This is a genomic window from Shinella sp. GW835-FHT14H05, assembly GCF_058793575.1.
Genome location: NZ_JBXAFY010000013.1, coordinates 64908 through 83645, shown reverse-complemented (window position 1 = coordinate 83645; position 18738 = coordinate 64908). Strand labels below are relative to the sequence as shown.

The 18738-nt window shown below is 61.9% G+C and carries 20 protein-coding genes; 18 read left to right on the top strand and 2 right to left on the bottom strand.

Going from position 1 to position 18738, the window contains the following annotated elements:
- The first annotated feature begins 146 nt into the window (after nucleotides 1-146).
- The 14 genes from rem (at nucleotide 147) to AC1Q6Z_RS27790 (ending at nucleotide 11440) form a co-directional block, all read left to right on the top strand.
- The gene (gene rem, locus AC1Q6Z_RS27855; RefSeq protein WP_256120724.1) at nucleotides 147-821 is read left to right on the top strand and encodes a transcriptional activator Rem; all 675 of its coding nucleotides are present in this window, start codon (nucleotides 147-149) and stop codon (nucleotides 819-821) included.
- 100 nt (nucleotides 822-921) lie between these two features.
- Nucleotides 922-2148, top strand: a complete 1227-nt coding sequence (locus tag AC1Q6Z_RS27850) for a flagellar hook protein FlgE (protein ID WP_256120723.1) — start codon at nucleotides 922-924, stop codon at nucleotides 2146-2148.
- A 44-nt stretch (nucleotides 2149-2192) separates the two neighbouring features.
- The gene (flgK, locus tag AC1Q6Z_RS27845; protein ID WP_256120722.1) at nucleotides 2193-3638 is read left to right on the top strand and encodes a flagellar hook-associated protein FlgK; all 1446 of its coding nucleotides are present in this window, start codon (nucleotides 2193-2195) and stop codon (nucleotides 3636-3638) included.
- Nucleotides 3639-3641: 3 nt separating this feature from the next.
- Entirely contained in the window at nucleotides 3642-4700 is a 1059-nt protein-coding gene (locus AC1Q6Z_RS27840; RefSeq protein WP_492649939.1) for a flagellar hook-associated family protein, read from the top strand.
- A gap of 38 nt (nucleotides 4701-4738) precedes the next feature.
- Nucleotides 4739-5092 carry a flagellar biosynthesis regulator FlaF gene (gene flaF / locus AC1Q6Z_RS27835; protein WP_256120720.1) on the top strand — a complete coding sequence of 118 codons (354 nt, stop codon included), beginning with the start codon at nucleotides 4739-4741 and terminating at the stop codon, nucleotides 5090-5092.
- Entirely contained in the window at nucleotides 5089-5535 is a 447-nt protein-coding gene (gene flbT / locus AC1Q6Z_RS27830) for a flagellar biosynthesis repressor FlbT (RefSeq protein ID WP_256120719.1), read from the top strand. Before flaF ends, flbT begins: the two co-directional genes overlap by 4 nt.
- On the top strand, nucleotides 5529-5978 hold the full coding sequence (gene flgD, locus AC1Q6Z_RS27825) for a flagellar hook assembly protein FlgD (protein ID WP_492649938.1): 450 nt from the start codon (nucleotides 5529-5531) through the stop codon (nucleotides 5976-5978). The genes flbT and flgD overlap by 7 nt, the downstream gene beginning before the upstream one ends.
- The gene (fliQ, locus tag AC1Q6Z_RS27820; RefSeq protein WP_244767554.1) at nucleotides 5975-6241 is read left to right on the top strand and encodes a flagellar biosynthesis protein FliQ; all 267 of its coding nucleotides are present in this window, start codon (nucleotides 5975-5977) and stop codon (nucleotides 6239-6241) included. The genes flgD and fliQ overlap by 4 nt, the downstream gene beginning before the upstream one ends.
- Before the next feature lie 208 nt (nucleotides 6242-6449).
- Nucleotides 6450-8537 (top strand): flagellar biosynthesis protein FlhA, encoded by a 2088-nt coding sequence (gene flhA, locus AC1Q6Z_RS27815; protein WP_256120716.1) that lies wholly within the window; start codon nucleotides 6450-6452, stop codon nucleotides 8535-8537.
- Complete coding sequence (gene fliR / locus AC1Q6Z_RS27810; RefSeq protein ID WP_256120715.1) at nucleotides 8534-9286, top strand: flagellar biosynthetic protein FliR; 753 nt, start codon at nucleotides 8534-8536, stop codon at nucleotides 9284-9286. The genes flhA and fliR overlap by 4 nt, the downstream gene beginning before the upstream one ends.
- A gap of 2 nt (nucleotides 9287-9288) precedes the next feature.
- A complete protein-coding gene (locus tag AC1Q6Z_RS27805) occupies nucleotides 9289-9687 on the top strand; it encodes a hypothetical protein (RefSeq protein WP_435267566.1) in 399 nt (132 codons plus the stop codon).
- Between the two features lie 280 nt (nucleotides 9688-9967).
- On the top strand, nucleotides 9968-10540 hold the full coding sequence (locus tag AC1Q6Z_RS27800) for a rod-binding protein (RefSeq protein WP_256120713.1): 573 nt from the start codon (nucleotides 9968-9970) through the stop codon (nucleotides 10538-10540).
- Nucleotides 10541-10544: 4 nt separating this feature from the next.
- Entirely contained in the window at nucleotides 10545-10913 is a 369-nt protein-coding gene (locus tag AC1Q6Z_RS27795) for a hypothetical protein (RefSeq protein WP_256120712.1), read from the top strand.
- Nucleotides 10910-11440 carry a hypothetical protein gene (locus AC1Q6Z_RS27790; RefSeq protein WP_492649937.1) on the top strand — a complete coding sequence of 177 codons (531 nt, stop codon included), beginning with the start codon at nucleotides 10910-10912 and terminating at the stop codon, nucleotides 11438-11440. Before AC1Q6Z_RS27795 ends, AC1Q6Z_RS27790 begins: the two co-directional genes overlap by 4 nt.
- 48 nt (nucleotides 11441-11488) lie before the next feature.
- Here AC1Q6Z_RS27790 and AC1Q6Z_RS27785 read toward each other — a convergent pair whose 3' ends face one another.
- Entirely contained in the window at nucleotides 11489-12286 is a 798-nt protein-coding gene (locus tag AC1Q6Z_RS27785; protein ID WP_492649936.1) for a WecB/TagA/CpsF family glycosyltransferase, read from the bottom strand.
- A gap of 436 nt (nucleotides 12287-12722) precedes the next feature.
- Here AC1Q6Z_RS27785 and folD point away from each other — a divergent pair, with 436 nt between their 5' ends.
- On the top strand, nucleotides 12723-13622 hold the full coding sequence (gene folD, locus AC1Q6Z_RS27780) for a bifunctional methylenetetrahydrofolate dehydrogenase/methenyltetrahydrofolate cyclohydrolase FolD (protein WP_256120709.1): 900 nt from the start codon (nucleotides 12723-12725) through the stop codon (nucleotides 13620-13622).
- Nucleotides 13623-13660: 38 nt separating this feature from the next.
- Here the strand turns inward: folD and AC1Q6Z_RS27775 are convergent, their stop codons facing one another.
- A complete protein-coding gene (locus tag AC1Q6Z_RS27775; protein ID WP_256120708.1) occupies nucleotides 13661-14689 on the bottom strand; it encodes a substrate-binding domain-containing protein in 1029 nt (342 codons plus the stop codon).
- A gap of 328 nt (nucleotides 14690-15017) precedes the next feature.
- Between AC1Q6Z_RS27775 and AC1Q6Z_RS27770 the strand changes: the two genes are divergently transcribed.
- The 3 genes from AC1Q6Z_RS27770 to AC1Q6Z_RS27760 all read left to right on the top strand — a co-directional run bounded on the left by AC1Q6Z_RS27770 (nucleotide 15018) and on the right by AC1Q6Z_RS27760 (nucleotide 18656).
- Nucleotides 15018-16355 carry an ABC transporter substrate-binding protein gene (locus AC1Q6Z_RS27770; RefSeq protein ID WP_305112863.1) on the top strand — a complete coding sequence of 446 codons (1338 nt, stop codon included), beginning with the start codon at nucleotides 15018-15020 and terminating at the stop codon, nucleotides 16353-16355.
- 143 nt (nucleotides 16356-16498) lie between these two features.
- Nucleotides 16499-17509, top strand: a complete 1011-nt coding sequence (locus tag AC1Q6Z_RS27765; RefSeq protein ID WP_435267571.1) for a carbohydrate ABC transporter permease — start codon at nucleotides 16499-16501, stop codon at nucleotides 17507-17509.
- Nucleotide 17510: 1 nt separating this feature from the next.
- Nucleotides 17511-18656 (top strand): carbohydrate ABC transporter permease, encoded by a 1146-nt coding sequence (locus AC1Q6Z_RS27760; protein WP_492649935.1) that lies wholly within the window; start codon nucleotides 17511-17513, stop codon nucleotides 18654-18656.
- Nucleotides 18657-18738: the final 82 nt, after the last annotated feature.

Here is an 18738-nt window from a genome sequence, read left to right as displayed (position 1 = left end):
AGGCGACCTACTATATGTAGATCAAATCGGCACGCAAATCTTAATCAACTGTTAATTCCACTCAGTCACTTTCTCTAATTGCCGGTGATTCGCCCGATTCGTACCACTGCCTCAACGTGGCACCACACTGATTCGGAGGCGGACGAATGATCGTAGTGGTTGATGAGCGAGAGCTCGTGAAAGATGGTTATACTTCTCTATTTGGACGCGAGGGCGTGCCCTCGACGGGGTTCGATCCCCGTGAATTCGGCGAGTGGGTCAACACCGCTGCCGATTCGGACATCGATGCGGTCGAGGCCTTCCTGATTGGCCAGGGCCAGCTCGGCATGGAACTGCCGCGCGCCATCCGGGACCGCTCCCAGGCCCCTGTGATCGCGGTCAGCGACACACCCTCCCTGGAAAACACGCTTGCGCTGTTCGACAGCGGCGTCGATGACGTCGTGCGCAAGCCGGTGCATCCCCGGGAAATCCTGGCCCGTGCGGCGGCCATCCGGCGGCGCCTGAAGGCGCTGACCAACTTCACCGAAATTGGCCCGATCCGTGTGTTTTCCGATGGTCGCGACCCGGAAATCAACGACGAAGTCTTCCCGCTGCCGCGCCGCGAGCGCCGCATCCTGGAATATTTGGTCGCCAACCGCGGCCGCCGGCTTTCCAAGACCCAGATCTTCAACGCGATCTACGGCATCTTCGACGAGGACGTCGAAGAGAATGTCGTCGAAAGCCACATCAGCAAACTGCGCAAGAAGCTGCGCAAGAAGCTCGGTTTCGACCCGATCGATTCCAAGCGCTTCCTTGGCTACTGCATCGATTGGCAGGGCTGAAAAGAGATTGTTGGCTGGCAGGGAAGGCGGACCCTGGCAGCCAGCTTCACGCAAGGCCCGTTTCATAGGGTCGTAGTGACGAGACGAACGGGGAAATGACATGAGCCTCTACGGTACGATGAGAACGGGTGTTTCCGGCATGAATGCACAGGCGAACCGCCTGAGCACGGTGGCCGACAACATCGCAAATGCGAATACGACGGGCTACAAGAAGGCCTCGACCCAGTTCTCCTCCCTTATCCTGCCCACCACCGGCGGCGCCTACAATTCCGGCGGCGTCAACACGGATGTGCGCTACTCCATCTCCTCGCAGGGCACCTTCACCTACACCACCTCTGCGACGGACCTCGCCATCAACGGCAAGGGCTTCTTCATCGTCCAGGGCTCCGACGGCGTCGAATACATGACCCGCGCCGGCGCCTTCACGCCGATGAGCGACGGCTCGCTGCAGAACTCGTCCGGCTTCAAGCTGATGGGTTATCCCTATTCCTCGACCGAAGACCCGACGATCGTCATCAACGGTTTCGCGGGCCTCGAAGAGATCAACCTTGCAGCCGGCGAACTGAACGTGAAGGCCTCCGAAAGCGGCTACCTGCACGTCAACCTGCCATCGAATGCCGAAGACCCGTTCTCCAAGACGACCTCGCTGGTCGCCTATGACAGCCTCGGCAACACCCGCAAGCTCGACTTCAAATATTCGACGACGGGCACCCCGAACGAGTGGTCGCTGGAAGTCAACTATACGGACCCGGTTTCCGGTACGGTCACGCCGCTTCTTGCCGCGACGACCCTGACCTTCGACACGGACGGCAAGCTCGTCTCGCCGACGGACATCACGCTGGCCGGCCCGACGACCATCGGCGGCGGCGTGCTCAACCCGCTGGAAATCTCGATCGGCGGCACCAGCGGCGGCAGCACGCAGCTTGCGGCCGACTTCGCAGCCAAGGGCGACATCGACGGCATCGGCCCGAGCGGCGTTGCCGGCTATGAAATCAGCGACGACGGCATCGTCTATCTCAAATACGAGAACGGCGACCTCGCCCCGAAATACCGTATCGCCATGGCGAACGTGCAGAGCCCGGACAACCTCAAGCCTCTGCCGGGCAACGTCTACGCGCAGAGCAGCGATTCCGGTGTGGTTGTCATGGGTTATGCCGGCAACGGCGGCTATGGCACCATCATCTCCGGCGCGCTGGAAGACTCCAACGTCGACATCGCCGAAGAACTGACCAGCATGATCGAGTCGCAGCGCAATTACACTGCCAACTCGAAGGTCTTCCAGACCGGTTCCGAACTGATGGAAGTCCTCGTCAATCTCAAGAGATAAGCCGGCATGACGCCGCGCGTGCATTCGAGAGTTAGGTAGAACCGATGTCGCTTTCAGCAGCAATGAAGACTGCTCAGTCCAGCTTCTCCAACGTAGGCCTTCAATCGGCCGTCGCGTCGAAGAACATTGCCAATGCAAGCAACCCGGCCTACGCACGCCGCGCGGCGATCCTCGCTACGGCGACCTCCGGTGCAACGGTGGTCGAAACGCAGCGTGCGCAGAACGAAGCACTGCTGAAGCAGAACCTGCTGTCGATCTCCAAGTCCGCCGGCCAGGACACGCTCCTGTCCGGTCTCACGCAGATGAAGATGATGATGGGCGGCGAGGACTATGAACTCGCCCCCTCCACCTATCTCGCGAAGCTGCGCGACAATCTCCAGACCTTCGCCGACAAGCCGAACGAAGTCTCGCTCGCCGAGACGGTCGTGTCGGATGCGATCGATGTCGCAAATTCCCTGAACGGCACCTCGCACGCCCTGCAGAAGCTTCGCTCCGAAGCGGATGCGGACATCGACGGGGCGGTGAAGGAACTCAACCGCCTGCTCAGCGAATTCAAGACCCAGAACGACAAGGTCAAGCAGGGCACGGCGTCGGGCACCGACGTCAACGATGCGCTCGACCAGCGCGACAAGCTGCTCACCGAAATCTCCGCGATCGTCGGCGTCACCGCCGTCAACCGCACGAACAACGACCTGGCGCTCTACACGAGCGACGGCACGGTGCTGTTCGAGACGGTGGCGCGCACGGTGACCTTCGAGCCGCAGACCACCTACACCGCGGCCGTCGACGGCTTCCCGGTCTATGTGGACGGCGTGCCGATCCAGCCGGGTGCCGGCGGCAACACCAGCGCACAAGGCTCGATCGCAGCTCTCTTGCAGATCCGTGACAACGTCGCGCCGACCTTCCAGAACCAGCTCGATGAAATGTCCGTCGCCCTCATCTCGATGTTCTCCGAGAGCGTCGAGACGCCGCCGGGCTCCGGCACCTTCGTGGCGACCGACGGTCTCTTCACCTGGAGCGGCATCCCGACGGTCAATTCGCCCGGTCTCGGCGCGGTCATCAAGGTCAATCCGGACGTGATCACTGCGCAGGGCGGCAATGCCATGCTGCTGCGCGACGGCATCAACGCGACCTTCAACCTGAATGACGATGCCAGCTTCTCGGAGCTGTTGAACGGTTACGCGACGGGTTTCGAGACGACCAGGACCTTCGACCCGGATGCGGCGATCGACACGACCGGCACGATCCTCGCCTTCTCGACCGGCTCGGTTGGCTGGCTGGAACAGATCCGCAGCGCGGCGACGACGGCAGGCGACGACAAGACCGCGCTGCTCGGCCGTACCCAGGAAGCGCTTCTCAATGTGACGGCCGTCAGCCTCGACGAGGAACTGGCCCTGCTTCTCGACCTCGAGCAATCCTACAAGGCGTCGGCGAAACTCGTGGCGGCGGTCGATGAGATGATTGCCGCGCTTCTACAGGCGGCGGGGTAAGTTATGAAGACTTCTTTCGTTTCGAACATGTCCCTTCAGAACGCGATGCGGCTTACCGTCGCCAGCGCGCAGAAGGAGATGTTGCAGCTTCAGGAGGAGACGGTCACCGGCCGTCATGCCGATGTCGGCGCCGTGCTCGGCGCCAAGACCGCGCGCACGCTGAACCTGCACCGCGACCTCCAGCGCATGGAATCGCTGAAGAGCACCAACGCGCTGACGACGCAGCGCCTTGCCGCCTCGCAGGAAGCGCTCGGCCAGATGTCGACGGCGGCAAACGATGCGCTGGAAGTGTTCATCGCGCTTTCCGGCATCACGTCGGCCGACCAGCTGGCGCTCGCGAAGGAGAACATCGGCAACGCGATGTCGACCTTCACCGCCGCCGCCAACAGCTCGTTCAGCGGTGAATTCCTCTTTGCCGGCATCAACACCGACGTGACGCCGCTCAAGGACTATTTGCAGGAAACGCCGGTTTCCGACGCGAAGGCCGCGTTCGACGCCGCATTCGCCACGCATTTCGGCTTCCCGCAGACCAATGAAGTCGCTGTCGCCGGCATCACGCCGACCGACATGCAGGACTTCATCGACAGCCTTGAAACGAGTTTCATGGGGCCGGGCTGGGAAACGGACTGGTCGAATGCGTCCGACGAAAACATGCAGAGCCGTATTAGCACGGCTGAAACGGTGCAGAGCTCGACCAACACCAATGTCGAGGGCATGCGCTACATGGCGCTCGGCCTCGTGCTCGGTCAGGAGCTGCTGGCGCTCGGCGTTTCCGAACAGACCCGCAAGACGGTCAGCGACGCGGCGATCGACTATACGGGCCGCGCGATCTCCGGCATCGATGGCGAGCGCTCCAAGCTCGGCATTTCCGAGGCGCGCGTGACCCAGGCCAATACCTCGCTCAATGCCCAGATCACCATCCTGAGCACCAGCATCAAGGATATGGAAGGCATCGATACCTACGAGGCGGCGACGCGCGTCACCACGCTCGAATCGCAGCTTTCGCTTGCTTACACGCTGACGTCGAGGATCCAGAACCTGAGCCTGCTGAATTACCTCTGATGAACCAGAGGGTACGGACACACATGAAGGATGTCTGAATGTACCAGTTTTCATATGCCGAGATCATGGAGGAAGGCGTTGCCGTCTCGAAAGATCGAGAGCGGCAGGTCCTCGACCGGTCGATTGCGCTTCTGACAGCGGCAATGGCCTCCGATGGCGGCACCTACGGCAGGGAAGCGGTGGAGGCGATCTACTTCACCCGCCGCGTCTGGATACGCTTTATCGAAGATCTCGGAAATCCGGAAAACCAGCTCGAAGACGAGCTTCGGGCCAACCTCATCTCGATCGCCATCTGGATACTCAAGGAAGTCGAAAAGATCCGCAAACGCGAATCCAACAATTTCCAGGGCATTATCGACATCACCACCATCATCAAGGATGGCATCAAATGAAAAGTACACTGCGTATATCGCTTAAGTCCGGTGAGCGCATCTTCGTCAACGGCGCAGTTTTGAGGGTCGACCGCAAGGTCGCGATCGAATTCCTCAACGATGTCACCTTCCTCCTGGAAAACCACGTTCTTCAGCCCGAGCAGGCCACTACGCCGCTTCGCCAGCTCTACTTCATCGCCCAGATGGCGCTGATCAATCCGGAAGGGGCCGAACAGTCGATCGCCATGTTCCGCAAATCGGTCATCATGCTGCTTTCCTGCTTCAAGAACGAGGAAGTGCTCGCCGAGCTCAAGCGCGTCGACGCCCTCGTCACCCAGGACCGCGTCTTCGAGGCGCTGAAAGCCATCCGCGCGCTCTACCCGATCGAGGATCGCATCCTCAACAATCAGGAGATCCCGCCGGCCACCATCGAACAGATCCGCAGGGAGATCGCACCATGGTAACCCCCGTCGGCGCCGCATCGGCGGCAGACAAGCCTTATGTTCCGACCGTTACCGGCGCTGAATCCGGCACGGACGAGAAGTCGGCGACCATCAACTACGAAAGCTTCCTGAAGCTGCTCGTGGCGCAGATGAAGAACCAGGATCCGACCGAGCCGATGGACGCGACCCAGCAGATGGCGCAGCTTGCGACCTTCTCGCAGGTCGAGCAGACTATCAAGACCAACAAGAACCTGGAAAGCCTGCTGCAACGCACCTCGCTGCAGGAAGCGAACTCGGTCATCGGCCGCACCGTCACCAGCGAGGACGGCAAGATTTCTGGCGTCGTCAAGGAAGTCACGCTATACAACGACGGCATCGTTGCGACGCTTGATTCGGGCAAGACCCTTGTCATCGGTCCCGGCGTGAAGGTCAGCGAAACCCCGGCGAGTGAACCCGAAACGTGAATGAGGCAGACGCCCTCGACATAGCGCAGGCAGCCATCTGGACGGTCGTCGTGGCCTCCGGACCGGCCGTGCTTGCCGCCATGATCGTCGGCGTCGCCATCGCTTTTGTCCAGGCATTGACCCAGGTGCAGGAAATGACCCTCACCTTCGTGCCGAAAATCCTCGCGATCTTCGTAACGATCGCCATTTCGGCCCCCTTCATCGGCGCCCAGATCTCCATTTTTACCAATATCGTCTTTTCCCGAATAGAAAGCGGCTTCTAGCCGGTTTCTGTCGCAAGAGTATCCCACCTGCGGGACGTCATCCTCGGGCTTGACCCGAGGATCCACAGCCGTTGCGTGGATGGTCGGGTCAGGCCCGACCATGACACAGGAGAGGTTTGCGCAAGCTTCGGCCTGTAGGTCATGGGGTGAAAATGGGCGACGCGTGTGACGCGCCGCCGCCTCTCATGACGAGACGGGAACTCTTTCGATGGCGCAAGTACCGGCAATCAGCATTCCGAAGGTGAGCCCAAACGGCCGCGATATCGCGTTCGCCGTTGGCATCCTGACGATCCTGTCGATCCTCTTCCTGCCGATTCCGGCCTTCATGATCGACATGGGGCTGGCTTTCTCCATCGCCTTCTCGGTCCTGATCCTGATGGTGGCGCTGTGGATCCAGCGCCCGCTCGATTTCTCGTCCTTCCCGACCGTTCTGCTGATCGCGACGATGATCCGGCTGGCGCTCAACATCGCCACGACCCGCGTCATCCTTTCGCACGGCAACGAGGGTCACGATGCGGCGGGTGGCGTTATTGCTGGCTTTGCCAGCCTCGTCATGTCCGGCGACTTCGTCATCGGTCTCATCGTCTTCATGATCCTCATCGTGGTGAACTTCATCGTCATCACCAAGGGCGCGACGCGTATCGCCGAAGTCGGCGCGCGTTTCACCCTCGACGCCATCCCCGGCAAGCAGATGTCGATCGACGCCGACCTTTCGGCGGGCCTGATCGACGAGAAACAGGCGCAGCTGCGTCGCCGCGAACTGGAAGAGGAAAGCTCCTTCTTCGGCTCGATGGACGGTGCGTCGAAATTCGTGCGCGGCGACGCGATCGCCGGCCTGCTCATCACCGCCATCAACGTCTTCGGCGGCATCATCATCGGGTATTTCCGCCACGGTATGGAACTGTCGGAAGCGGCCGATGTCTTCGTCAAGCTTTCGGTCGGCGACGGTCTGGTCTCGCAGATCCCGGCCCTCATCGTCTCGCTCGCCGCGGGTCTCATCGTATCACGCGGCGGCACGGCAGGCTCGACGGATCAGGCGGTCGTCAACCAGCTTTCCGGCTATCCACGTGCGCTCTTCGTCGCGTCCGGCCTGATGATGATGCTCGCCGTTATTCCAGGCCTGCCCTTCTTCCCGTTCATGATGCTCGGTGGTCTCATGGCCTTCGGGGCGTGGATGATCCCGCGCCGCATTGAAGCGGAGAACAAGGCGCGCCGGGACGACGAGGCCAAACAGGTCCAACAGACGCGCGACCAGGAGAAGGATTCGGTCAAGTCGGTGCTGAAGACCGCCGAAATCGAGCTTCTGCTCGGCAAGCAGGTCTCGACACGCCTGCTCGGCGCGCACCAGGAACTCGCCTTCCGCGTCGGCAAGATGCGCAAGAAATTCGCCGGGCAATACGGCTTCGTCGTGCCGGAAATCAAGGTTTCCGACGACATCTCGATCCCCGACAAATCCTACCAAATCCGTATCCACGGCACGACGATCGCGTCCAACATCGTGCGCGTCGGCGAAGTGCTGGTCGTCACCGGCGGCGGGCGCAAGCCGAGCGTGCCGGGCGACGATATCCGCGAACCCGCCTTCGGCATGCCGGCGGTCTCGATCCTCGAAACCTTCGCCGACGACCTGCGCCGCGAAGGCTTCCACCCGATCGATAACGTGTCGGTGGTGCTTACGCACCTGTCCGAAGTCATCCGCAACAACCTGCCGCAGCTCCTGTCCTACAAGGACGTCAAGGTGCTGATCGAGCGCCTCGATCCGGAATACCGCAAGCTCGCCGACGAAATCTGCTCGTCGCACATGTCCTATTCCGGCCTCCAGGCCGTCCTGAAGCTGTTGCTTGCCGAGCGCGTCTCGATCCGCAACCTGCACCTCATCCTCGAAGCGGTCGCCGAACTCGCCCCGCATGTCCGCAAGACCGAGCAGATCGTCGAGCATGTCCGCATCCGCATGTCGCAGCAGATCTGCGGCGACCTCGCCGAAAACGGCGTGCTGCCGGTGCTGCGTCTCGGCAACAAGTGGGACATGGTCTTCCACCAGGCTTTGAAGCGCGACACCAAGGGCGAAATCGTCGAGTTCGACATCGATCCGCGCCAGCTCGAAGAGTTTTCCGAGCAGGCAACCCGGGTTATCCGCGAGTTTTTGGACCGCGGCACGCCTTTCGTACTGGTCACATCGCCCGAATCGCGCACTTATGTGCGCATGATCATCGAGCGCCTGTTCGCAACATTGCCGGTTCTCTCGCATGTCGAGCTCGCCAAGGGCATCGAGATCAAGATTCTCGGCTCCATTTCATGATAACGGACCCGCAGGGCACGGTGCTGGCGCTGTTCGCCGCCTTTTGCCGTGTCGGCGGGTGTTTCATGCTGCTGCCGGGTTTCTCGTCCGCGCGCCTCTCCATGCAGATTCGCCTGTTCCTGGCAGTGGCGATCTCCATGGCGGTCCTGCCCATCATGTGGGACGTCATCTATCCGCGCACCTCCGGTTCGCTCGACGGCTATCTCAAGCTCATCGTCTTCGAAACGCTGACCGGCGCCGTCATCGGCCTGATCGCGCGCTATTACGTGCTCGGCCTGCAATTCGCGGGCACGGTGCTCACCATGATGATGGGCTTCAACGCGCCGCCGACGCCGGACGTGCTGGAAGACACCGCCGAAAACCAGCTGACGAACCTGCTCTCGTTTGCCGGCCTGCTCGTGCTCTTCATGCTGGATTTCCACCATGTCGTCATGCGGGCGCTGATCGAATCCTACAATGTCATGCCGCTTGGCGAAGGCTTCAATCCGCAGAGCGCGCTGATTTCGCTCACCGATACGCTGAGCCAGACCTTCATGATCATGCTGCGGCTCGCGAGCCCCTTCATCCTCTACGGCCTGGTCTTCAACGTCTCCATCGGCCTCGTCAACAAGCTGGCGCCGCAGATCCCGATCTACTTCGTCTCGCTGCCCTTCATCATCCTGGGCGGCCTCGTGCTGATGTATTTCGGCATTTCCTCGCTGCTTGAGATTTTCGCGGCCGGCTTCATTCCAGTCTTCCAGGGGCGATGACGATGGCGCAGAACCGTTCGGACAAGCTGAAACGCCTGGTCTCCGTACAGCGTCACCTGGAAAAGATGGCCGAGATCGACCTCGCCAACACCACCCAGCAGCGCCAGGAAGTGGCGGAGACGATGGACGCCGTCATCGGCGCGATCAACTCGCTCGATCCGGTGCACCGCAGCTTTTCGCGGCACTATTCCGGCCAGTACAGCAAGCTCCAGCAGCAGGACCAGATGCTGGCCAACGTCCAGCAGATGCACGAGATGCGCGTCGTGCGCGAGCGCACCAAGGGCGACCGCATGGAAGAGCACCGCAAGGAAGCGCGCAGCGCCGAGGACCGCGAGGCCGCGGACAATTCCATCTACGACCTCATCGACCAGCACATCGCCTACAAGAAGAGCGACGACTAGGCCTTCTTGCCCAAGCCTCTGTAATGAAACGCGATTTAACGCCGTCTCATGGAAGCTTGCGTCAGAGTGGATTCGGCAGTCGATGCCGTCACGACTTCGTCATCCGCCACCAGCCTCCCGTAAGGTTGAGCAGCGATAGTCGCATTAGGACGATGACGAGGTTTGTCGAAGCAGCCGCAGGCGCGGCGCGGACGATCCCGATGTCCTGAACAGTCAAAGGCCGGCGGACCGCCATGAGGACGGGTCCGGCTTGCAGGAAACACCTGAAAGGCTTTAGGACGTGGCAATTTCTCCCCCCAGCGATCTGGTGCTCGATGTCGTGCGCGCTGCCGACCCGGCCCAGGTTCAGGAAGCGCAAGCCAAGCTGAAATCGAACCGCGCCGCCTTCGAGGCGACGAGCCTTGCCGAAGCAGGTGCCGGTTTCCAGGCCACCGTTGGCAGCATCCTCAACAGGGATTCGGCCGGTGCTCATGCGTCGAGCCAGGGTGTTTCCGCCGTCGGCGGCAAGTCCGTGCCGGAGCACCTGCGCAAGTTCGAAGCGATGGTGTTGCAGAATTTCGTGAAATCCATGCTGCCGGCAGACAGCGAAGAAATGTACGGCAAGGGCACGGCCGGCGAGATGTGGCGCGGCATGATGGCCGACCAGCTCGGCACGGCAATCGCCAAGGGCGGCGGCATCGGCATTGCCGAAAGCCTGGCCAAGAGCAGCGGCATCGGCGCCGCGTCCCCGGAAAAAGACAAGAATACCGACCGTGTCGCATCCGGCATGGTGCAGGCCCTGCAGCGGGAGGCCTTTGCCGACCTGACGCCGGGCATCAAGGAACATGACAAGAAAAGCGTAAGCGGAGCATAACAAAATGGAACAGGCGACCAACGAACTCCGGATCCGCACCGTCCTCGGCCGGCTTGAGACCATCATCGACAACGAGAACGACAATATCGGCAGCGATCCCGAATTCGACCTGCCGACCTCGAACGCCCACAAGAGCCGCTGCCTCTACGAGCTGGCGATGCTGACGCGCGATGTGCGGCCGGACGAGGTGCCGCGGACGTTTTCGACGCAGCTCGGCCGCGTTCGTGAAAAGCTCGCGACCAACGCCCAGCGCGTCTCCGCCCATCTCGATGCGGTGCGTGAGGTCGTCAGCATCCTGAAGAACGCCGTGCAGGACCTCGAAGCCGACGGCACCTATTCGCAGGAACAGTTCCGCGTGAGTTACGGCACATGATCAAGCTTATCGGCACCGGCGTCTGGATCCTCGCGATCACGCTCGCCTCGGTCTATTTTTCGCTGAAGATGGCCTCGGCCCCCAAGGTCGATACGGCGGCTGCGGAGCGCGAGGCGGCCATGGAATTCGTCAGCGGCTATACGACGACCGTGCCGGTGATCGGGGAGGGCGGCGTCAGCGGCTATCTCCTGACCAAGCTCGCCTACAAGGCGAACAAGGAGCTTGCCGCCAAGCAGACCGTGCCGCTGCCGCAGATGATCACCGACGAGCTTTATACGCTGCTCGTCGGCAAGAAGATGATCGACGTGGCGACCGCCGGCAGCTTCGACGTCGACGCCTTTCGCGGCATCGTCAAGGAGGGGCTGAACCGCCGGTTTGGCGCGGAGGTCATCGCGGAGGTCTATGTCGAGCAGATCGACTATATTACCACCGCCTCCGTGCATGACCCGGCGCCGAAGAAAGGCCAGACGCTCGTCAAGGGCGAGGTTCCGGCCGGCAAGCCCGCGGAAAAAAGCGGCGGGCATTGAGACCCACCGCCTGACCACATCTTTATCGATCGATAAGAGCCGGCCGCCTCAGAGCGAGCCGGCTTTTGCCGTATCGTTCCTGTCATGCGTCTCGCCCGTGCCGGAAAACTTGTAGCGCAGCACATGGTAGAGGAAGGAAAAGTCGGCGCGGCTGAGGCGCGATGGCGCCTTCGCCAGGCGGTAGAGCCATTCGAGCCGCAGCCGGCGGATGCCGCCCGGCGCCGCGTGCGGCGCATCGGCAACGACGTCGAACAGGTTGCCGACGCTGAGCACCAGCCTGGCATGGCCGGGGCCGACATGGCGGTCGATCCATTTTTCCTGTGCCGGGCTGCCCATCGCGACGAGCAGGATATCGGCATTCGCCTCGCGCACCCGCTCCATGACCGCGTCGGAGGCCGCCCGGTCGAAGAAACCGTCGGAAATCGGCAGGAAGTGATGCCAAGGCGCATGCCGGCGGAAATTCTCCGCCGCCTGCATCAGCGTCGCCTGCTGCGCGCCGATCATCGCCACGCGCATCGGCCGGGCAATATAGGTGAGCAAAGCCGGTACGAAATCCGTGCCGGTGAGGTTTGCCGGGAACTTGCGGCCGTGGAACAGCATGGAGGCGATGTCGACGCCGTGGCCATCCGGCAGCACGATCTGGCGCTCCAGAACGGCGCGGTATTCCGGATCGCGGATCATCAGGTTGGCATTGCCGGCATTGATGAAGGCGATGACGCTCTGCCCGAAGGGCATGGTCGCCACCTCCTCGGCAAAGGCGAAGGCCTCCGCCCAGCCGAGATCGCAGACCGGCAGGCCGAGAATATCCCGTTGCGAGGCGACGATATTGCCCGACATAAGGTTCATGACAAGCTTCCTTCCGGGACGGTCTTGGCCGATCCCGCAATGCGCGTTCTGTTCTACGTCGGGTTTAACAACTTCGCCTGAAGGGCCATTTAAGGTTTTCGGGAAAAGCCTATGGGTGGCGTTCACGCTTTCCTAACCATGTCGTCGACCGTCGGTATAAGCTGCTGAAATGAAGAGATATTTTTCGCGAACCTCCGCGGCTTTCCATCGGAAGAAACCTTGCGGTTGCGTCAAAAAAGGACTTTTCGCCTGCTATGCGGGCTCCGTCATGCGGCAGGCATGGCTCTCGCATCGTTGACAGGAAAATCCATCGGACCGACGGTTTCCCGCAACGCGCGCTTGAAATTATGTGTTTTGGACAGCATAGGGCGTTAAGAGGCCATCCCGCCGCGCGGCCGCCCCACTAGAGTGGGGCACATCATTCAGGGAGAGAAATGTGACCACCATTATCGATGGGAAGCAGGTTGCCGCTTCCGTGATTGACGCCGTAAAATCCGCGACCGCTGCGCTGGAGACGGATGCGGGCGTAAAACCCGGCCTCGCCGTCGTCATCGTCGGCAACGACCCGGCCAGCCACGCCTATGTCTCCTCCAAGAGCCGCATGGCCAAGGAATGCGGCTTCACCTCCATCCAGCACACGCTGCCGGAGGAGACGACGCAGGAAGAACTCGCCCGCCTCGTCGAGACGCTGAACGCCGACGAAAGCGTTCACGGCATCCTCGTGCAGCTTCCCTTGCCCAAGCACCTGAATTCCGAGCCGATCATCCAGTCGATCAGGCCGGAGAAGGACGTCGACGGCCTGCATGTCGTCAATGCCGGCAAGCTCGCGACCGGCGATCTCGATGGCGGTCTCGTTTCCTGCACGCCGGCCGGCGCCATGGTCTTCGTGCGTCGCACGCACGGCAACGACCTCTCCGGCCTCAACGCCGTGGTGATCGGCCGTTCCAACCTGTTCGGCAAGCCGATGTCCGCCCTGCTGCTCGCCGCCAACGCGACGGTGACCACCGCCCATTCGCGCACCAAGGACCTCGCTGCGGTCTGCCGCAATGCCGATATCCTGGTGGCTGCCGTCGGCCGTCCGGAAATGGTGAAGGCCGACTGGGTGAAACCGGGCGCCACCGTCATCGACGTCGGCATCAACCGCATTGCCGCACCGGAGAAGGGCGAGGGCAAGTCGCGCATGGTCGGCGACGTCGCCTTCGAGGAATGCGCCAAGGTCGCCGGCGCCATTACGCCGGTCCCCGGCGGCGTCGGCCCGATGACCATCGCCATGCTGATGGCCAACACCGTCATCGCCGCCTACCGCAAGGCCGGCAGGACGCCGCCGAAGTTCTGATTTGTCCAACGATGTAAGGCGCCCCGCGGGGCGCCTTTTCATTTCCCCGCCGGCGCCGGTCCCGTCGAGGCGCGCACGATCAAATCCGTTTTCCAGAGCTCCTGCTGCGGCAGGGTTTCGAGATCGAGGATGCTGGCGATCAGGCGGCGGGCGATGCGCTGGCCGGCGGCGCGCAGCGACGAGCGCGTCGTCGTCAGCGGCACCATGAAATTCTCCGGCTTCAGCATCGGCAGCACGTCGTCATGGGCGATGAGGGAGATGTCGACGCCGAGCTTCAGCCCCGCCTGGCTGATCGCCCGCACGGCGCCGAGCGCCAGCACGGTGCTGGAGCAGAGCACGGCGGTCGGCGGTGTTTCGAGGCGGAGGAAACGCTCCATGGCGCGAAAACCGTGTTCGTCCGTCATCTGCGAATGTTCCACGCAGTCGTCGCGCAACACCAGGCCGTATTCGGCGAGCGCGCGGACCGTGCCCTTCTTGCGGCGGATCGAATAGGCGAGATAGTCGGGACCGTTGAGCAGCGCGAAATGCCGGTGGCCGAGCTGCGCGAGCAGGCGCGCGGCATCGTAGAAGGCGCCGGTATTGTCGATGTCGAGGAAGGGGTAGTCGTTCGGCACGCCGATCGAGCGGCCATGCACGACGAAGGGCGTCTTCAGCGTCTTCATCATGGCGATGCGCGGGTCCTTCACGCGCATATAGGCGAGGAACAGCGCATCGACATTGCCGCTCGCCACCAGCCGCCGGCAGGTTGCGACCTCTTCGTCGGGGTGGCTGGGATTGATGACGAAATGAAAGTCGTGCTTGACCGCCTCGTCGCCGAGACCGGCGAGGAATTCGCCGAAATGCACGTCGGACTCGATGCCATCGGCGGTCGGCATGACGAGGCCGATCGAGCCCGCGCGGCCGGTTGCGAGGCGCTGGGCGGCCCGGTTCGGGCGATATCCCGTCTCCCGTACGGCATCGAGAACACGCTGGCGCGTCTCGGCATTGACCTCCGGATAGCCGTTCAGCGCTCTGCTCACGGTTGTCTGAGAGAGGCCCAGCAATTGCGATAACTGCTTGAGATTCACATGCTTAGCTTTCTTGAAATAATCGAAGCGCTTTGAATATTTGACTTTTCTGTCCCTGAATTTATCTCAAAGCGTTTTGGCATCTAACATCAGCAAATCAAACAGGAAAAGCTGTTTTGGCTATTTTGCGCCGCAAAACTACGCTGCACTGCGTTAGATACGGCGATTTCACGTTCAAATTGTTGAGGGGTACTTGACGAAGCTTGGGGGGAAATGGGATGAAAGGAAATCCAAAGCGCTTTGAATTTTGGGGTATTTTAGAAGATGCCTGCCCCGGGAGAGGGCGGGATTGCTATGGGAGGCAAATCTCGTGAAAAAGACGTTGCTGATGACGGCTGCGCTCGCGCTTTTTATGGCGGGCAGCGCCGCGGCCGAGCTGAAATTCAAGCCCGGCGAAGATTCCAAGTTCAACTGGCAGAGTTTTGAGGATTTCAAGAAGGGTCACGACCTCAAGGGCCAGACGCTGACCATCTTCGGCCCCTGGCGCGGTGAGGACGAGGCGCTCTTCAAGATCGTCTACGCCTATTTCACCGAGGCGACGGGCGTCGAGATCAAATATTCCTCTTCCGAAAACTACGAGCAGCAGATCGTCATCGACACCCAGGCCGGCAGCCCGCCAGATGTCGCCATCCTGCCGCAGCCGGGCCTCATTGCCGACCTCGCGTCCAAGGGCTACCTGAGCCCGCTCGGCGACGAGACCAAGCAATGGCTGCTCGACAATTACGCCGCCGGCCAGTCCTGGGTCGATCTTTCGACCTACAAGGGCAAGGACGGCAATGCCGCACTCTTCGCCTTCCCCTACAAGATCGACGTGAAGTCGCTCGTCTGGTACGTGCCGGAAAATTTTGAAGACGCCGGCTATGAAGTGCCGAAGACCATGGAAGACCTGAAGGCTCTGACCGAGCAGATCGTCGCCGACGGCGGCACGCCCTGGTGCATTGGCCTCGGTTCCGGCGGCGCCACCGGCTGGCCGGCGACCGACTGGGTCGAAGACCTGATGCTGCGCACCGCCTCGCCGGAAACCTACGACAAGTGGGTCACCAATCAGATCCCGTTCACCGATGCCGCCGTGGTCGGCGCGATCGACGAATTCGGCTGGTTCGCCAAGAACGACAAGTTCGTCGATGGCGGTGCGGCGGCGGTTGCCTCCACCGACTTCCGCGACAGCCCGAAGGGCCTCTTCGCCTCGCCGCCGAAGTGCTACCTGCACCACCAGGCGTCGTTCATCCCGTCCTTCTTCCCGGAGGGCACGGTCGTCGGCGAGGATGCGGACTTCTTCTACATGCCGCCCTATGCCAGCAAGCCGGAGCTCGGCAACCCGGTCCTCGGTGCGGGCACGCTCGCCATGATCACCAAGGACACGCCGCCCGCCCGCGCCTTCATCGAATTCCTGAAGACGCCGATCGCGCATGAGCTGTGGATGGCGCAGACGAGCTTCCTGACGCCCTACAAGAGCGCCAACAAGGAAGCCTATGCCAACGCGCCGATGAAGAAGCAGGGCGAAATCCTGCTCAACTCGACGACCTTCCGCTTCGACGGTTCAGACCTGATGCCCGGCAAGATCGGCGCGGGCGCGTTCTGGACCGGCATGGTCGATTTCGTCGGCGGCAAGTCCGCGGCCGATGTCGCCGACGGTGCCCAGAAGGCCTGGGACGCCATCAAATAACATCCCGGTGAACCGGCGGGCGGCCGCCCGCCGGTTTTCCCAAAGCATGCCGAAGTGCAGCCGGACCATGCGGGCGCTCCGCGTGAGCGCTCGACGTGACCGTAAAAATACATTGCGGGGAAGTTTCCAGGGGAGGGATCGCCATGCAGCAATTGTTATTCGCCATCTTCACGATGGTCGGGGGCGTTCTCGCCTGCGTCGTCTATTTCTTCGGAACGAACTTCCTGCTCGACAGGATATTCCCCTCCAAGGGGCTGACGGGCGCGCAGGCCTCGAAGAACCTGCGCATCACCAATGCGATCCGGCCCTGGCTGTTCATGGCGCCCGCGCTGCTCGCGCTGTCGGTCTACCTCGTCTATCCCGTCTTCGAATCCGTCCGGCTCGCCTTCCATGACCGCACCGGCCAGCAGTTCGTCGGCTTCAGCAATTTCGCCTGGATGATCAATGACGGCGAATTCCGCCAGTCGATCTTCAACAATTTCCTCTGGCTGCTCGTGGTGCCGGCGCTCGCCACCTTCTTCGGCCTGATCGTCGCCGCGCTGACCGACCGCATCTGGTGGGGCAATATCGCGAAAACGCTGATCTTCATGCCGATGGCGATCTCCTTCGTCGGCGCCGCCGTCATCTGGAAATTCGTCTACGACTACCGCGCCGAAGGCTCCGAGCAGATCGGCATCCTCAATGCCATCGTCGTCGCCATGGGTGGCTCGCCGGAAGCCTGGATGACCATTCCCTTCTGGAACAACTTCTTCCTCATGGTCATCCTGATCTGGATCCAGACCGGCTTCGCCATGGTCATCCTTTCGGCGGCCCTGCGCGGCATTCCGGAAGAGACGATCGAGGCGGCCGTCATCGATGGCGCCAACGGCTTCCAGATCTTCTTCAAGATCATGGTGCCGCAGATCTGGGGCACGATCGCGGTCGTCTGGACGACCATCACCATCCTAGTCCTGAAGGTCTTCGACATCGTGCTCGCCATGACCAACGGGCAATGGCAGACGCAGGTTCTGGCGAACCTGATGTTCGACTGGATGTTCCGCGGCGGCGGGGATTTCGGGCGCGGCGCGGCTATTGCCGTCGTGATCATGATCCTCGTCATCCCCATCATGATCTGGAACATCCGCAACGCCACCAAGGAAATGGAGGGCCACTGAGATGATCGCCACGTCCCGTTCGCCGCTCATTTTCGTCGTCCATCTCTCCGTCCTGCTGCTCGTCGCACTCTGGACGCTGCCGACCGCCGGCCTCCTGATCTCGTCGCTGCGCGACAAGGACCAGCTCGCTGTCTCCGGCTGGTGGACGGCGCTCTCCACCTCCTCGCAGAACCTCACCGGCCGCGCCGCGGCACCGGAAGCGCAGGTCGAGCGTGACGGCAAGTTCGTCATTTCCGGCAACCTTCTGGAAGGGGGCGACGCAAAGGTCTCCGCCTTCGGCTTCCGCCCCTTGCAGCCGACCGCCTTCGAGGCCGGCACTGCGGCCGATATCGGCGACGGCCAGACGCTGACCGTCAAGGAGGACGGCAGCTACGAGATCGTCTCGCAGACCCGCATGGAGGGGACGCGCGGCCAGCGCATCTTCTACACCGCCGCCGTTCCCTCGCGCTTCACGCTCGACAACTACCGCGAAGTGCTGAACGCGGAAGGCATCGGCGCCTCCTTCATCAACTCGCTGACGGTGGCGATCCCCGCCACGATCATCCCCATCCTCGTCGCCGCCTTCTGCGCCTATGCGCTCGCCTGGATGCCCTTTCCGGGCCGGGCGATCCTGATCGCGGTCATCGTCGGCCTGCTCGTCGTGCCGCTCCAGATGTCGCTGATCCCGCTGCTGCGGCTCTATAACGGCGTGGGCGCGTTCTTCGGCGTGCCGGCAAAAACCTATGTCGGCATCTGGCTCGCGCATATGGGCTTCGGCCTGCCGCTCGCGGTCTATCTCCTGCGCAACTACATGGCCGGCCTGCCGCGCGAAATCCTGGAATCCGCCCGCGTCGACGGTGCCTCCGACTTCGACATCTTCGTGAAGATCATCCTGCCGTTGTCCTTCCCGGCGCTCGCCTCCTTCGCCATCTTCCAGTTCCTGTGGACCTGGAACGACCTGCTCGTCGCCATGGTCTTCCTGGGTGCCGGCAATGAGGAGCTGGTGCTGACCGGACGTCTCGTGAACCTGCTCGGCTCGCGCGGCGGCAATTGGGAAATCCTCACCGCCTCCGCCTTCATCACCATTATCGTGCCGCTCATCGTGTTCTTCAGCCTGCAGCGTTATCTCGTGCGCGGCCTGCTGGCGGGTTCGGTCAAGGGCGGCTGACAAAAGCAATTCCAGCAAAAGTGTTAAGCGGTTTTGCGTCCGGAATTGCGCGAGAAACAAGAAAAGTACAGGACTGACCAGA

Bases quoted from the DNA above. Each gene is read 5' to 3' on its own strand.
- AC1Q6Z_RS27785 (WP_492649936.1), bottom strand. From the start codon at position 12,286: ATGAACCTTATGTCGGGCAATATCGTCGCCTCGCAACGGGATATTCTC.
- AC1Q6Z_RS27790 (WP_492649937.1), top strand. From the start codon at position 10,910: ATGATCAAGCTTATCGGCACCGGCGTCTGGATCCTCGCGATCACGCTC.
- flhA (WP_256120716.1), top strand. From the start codon at position 6,450: ATGGCGCAAGTACCGGCAATCAGCATTCCGAAGGTGAGCCCAAACGGC.
- AC1Q6Z_RS27765 (WP_435267571.1), top strand. From the start codon at position 16,499: ATGCAGCAATTGTTATTCGCCATCTTCACGATGGTCGGGGGCGTTCTC.
- AC1Q6Z_RS27805 (WP_435267566.1), top strand. From the start codon at position 9,289: ATGGCGCAGAACCGTTCGGACAAGCTGAAACGCCTGGTCTCCGTACAG.
- flbT (WP_256120719.1), top strand. From the start codon at position 5,089: ATGAAAAGTACACTGCGTATATCGCTTAAGTCCGGTGAGCGCATCTTC.
- rem (WP_256120724.1), top strand. From the start codon at position 147: ATGATCGTAGTGGTTGATGAGCGAGAGCTCGTGAAAGATGGTTATACT.
- fliR (WP_256120715.1), top strand. From the start codon at position 8,534: ATGATAACGGACCCGCAGGGCACGGTGCTGGCGCTGTTCGCCGCCTTT.
- AC1Q6Z_RS27770 (WP_305112863.1), top strand. From the start codon at position 15,018: ATGACGGCTGCGCTCGCGCTTTTTATGGCGGGCAGCGCCGCGGCCGAG.
- flgD (WP_492649938.1), top strand. From the start codon at position 5,529: ATGGTAACCCCCGTCGGCGCCGCATCGGCGGCAGACAAGCCTTATGTT.
- AC1Q6Z_RS27850 (WP_256120723.1), top strand. From the start codon at position 922: ATGAGCCTCTACGGTACGATGAGAACGGGTGTTTCCGGCATGAATGCA.
- AC1Q6Z_RS27795 (WP_256120712.1), top strand. From the start codon at position 10,545: ATGGAACAGGCGACCAACGAACTCCGGATCCGCACCGTCCTCGGCCGG.
- AC1Q6Z_RS27840 (WP_492649939.1), top strand. From the start codon at position 3,642: ATGAAGACTTCTTTCGTTTCGAACATGTCCCTTCAGAACGCGATGCGG.
- flgK (WP_256120722.1), top strand. From the start codon at position 2,193: ATGTCGCTTTCAGCAGCAATGAAGACTGCTCAGTCCAGCTTCTCCAAC.
- AC1Q6Z_RS27760 (WP_492649935.1), top strand. From the start codon at position 17,511: ATGATCGCCACGTCCCGTTCGCCGCTCATTTTCGTCGTCCATCTCTCC.
- flaF (WP_256120720.1), top strand. From the start codon at position 4,739: ATGTACCAGTTTTCATATGCCGAGATCATGGAGGAAGGCGTTGCCGTC.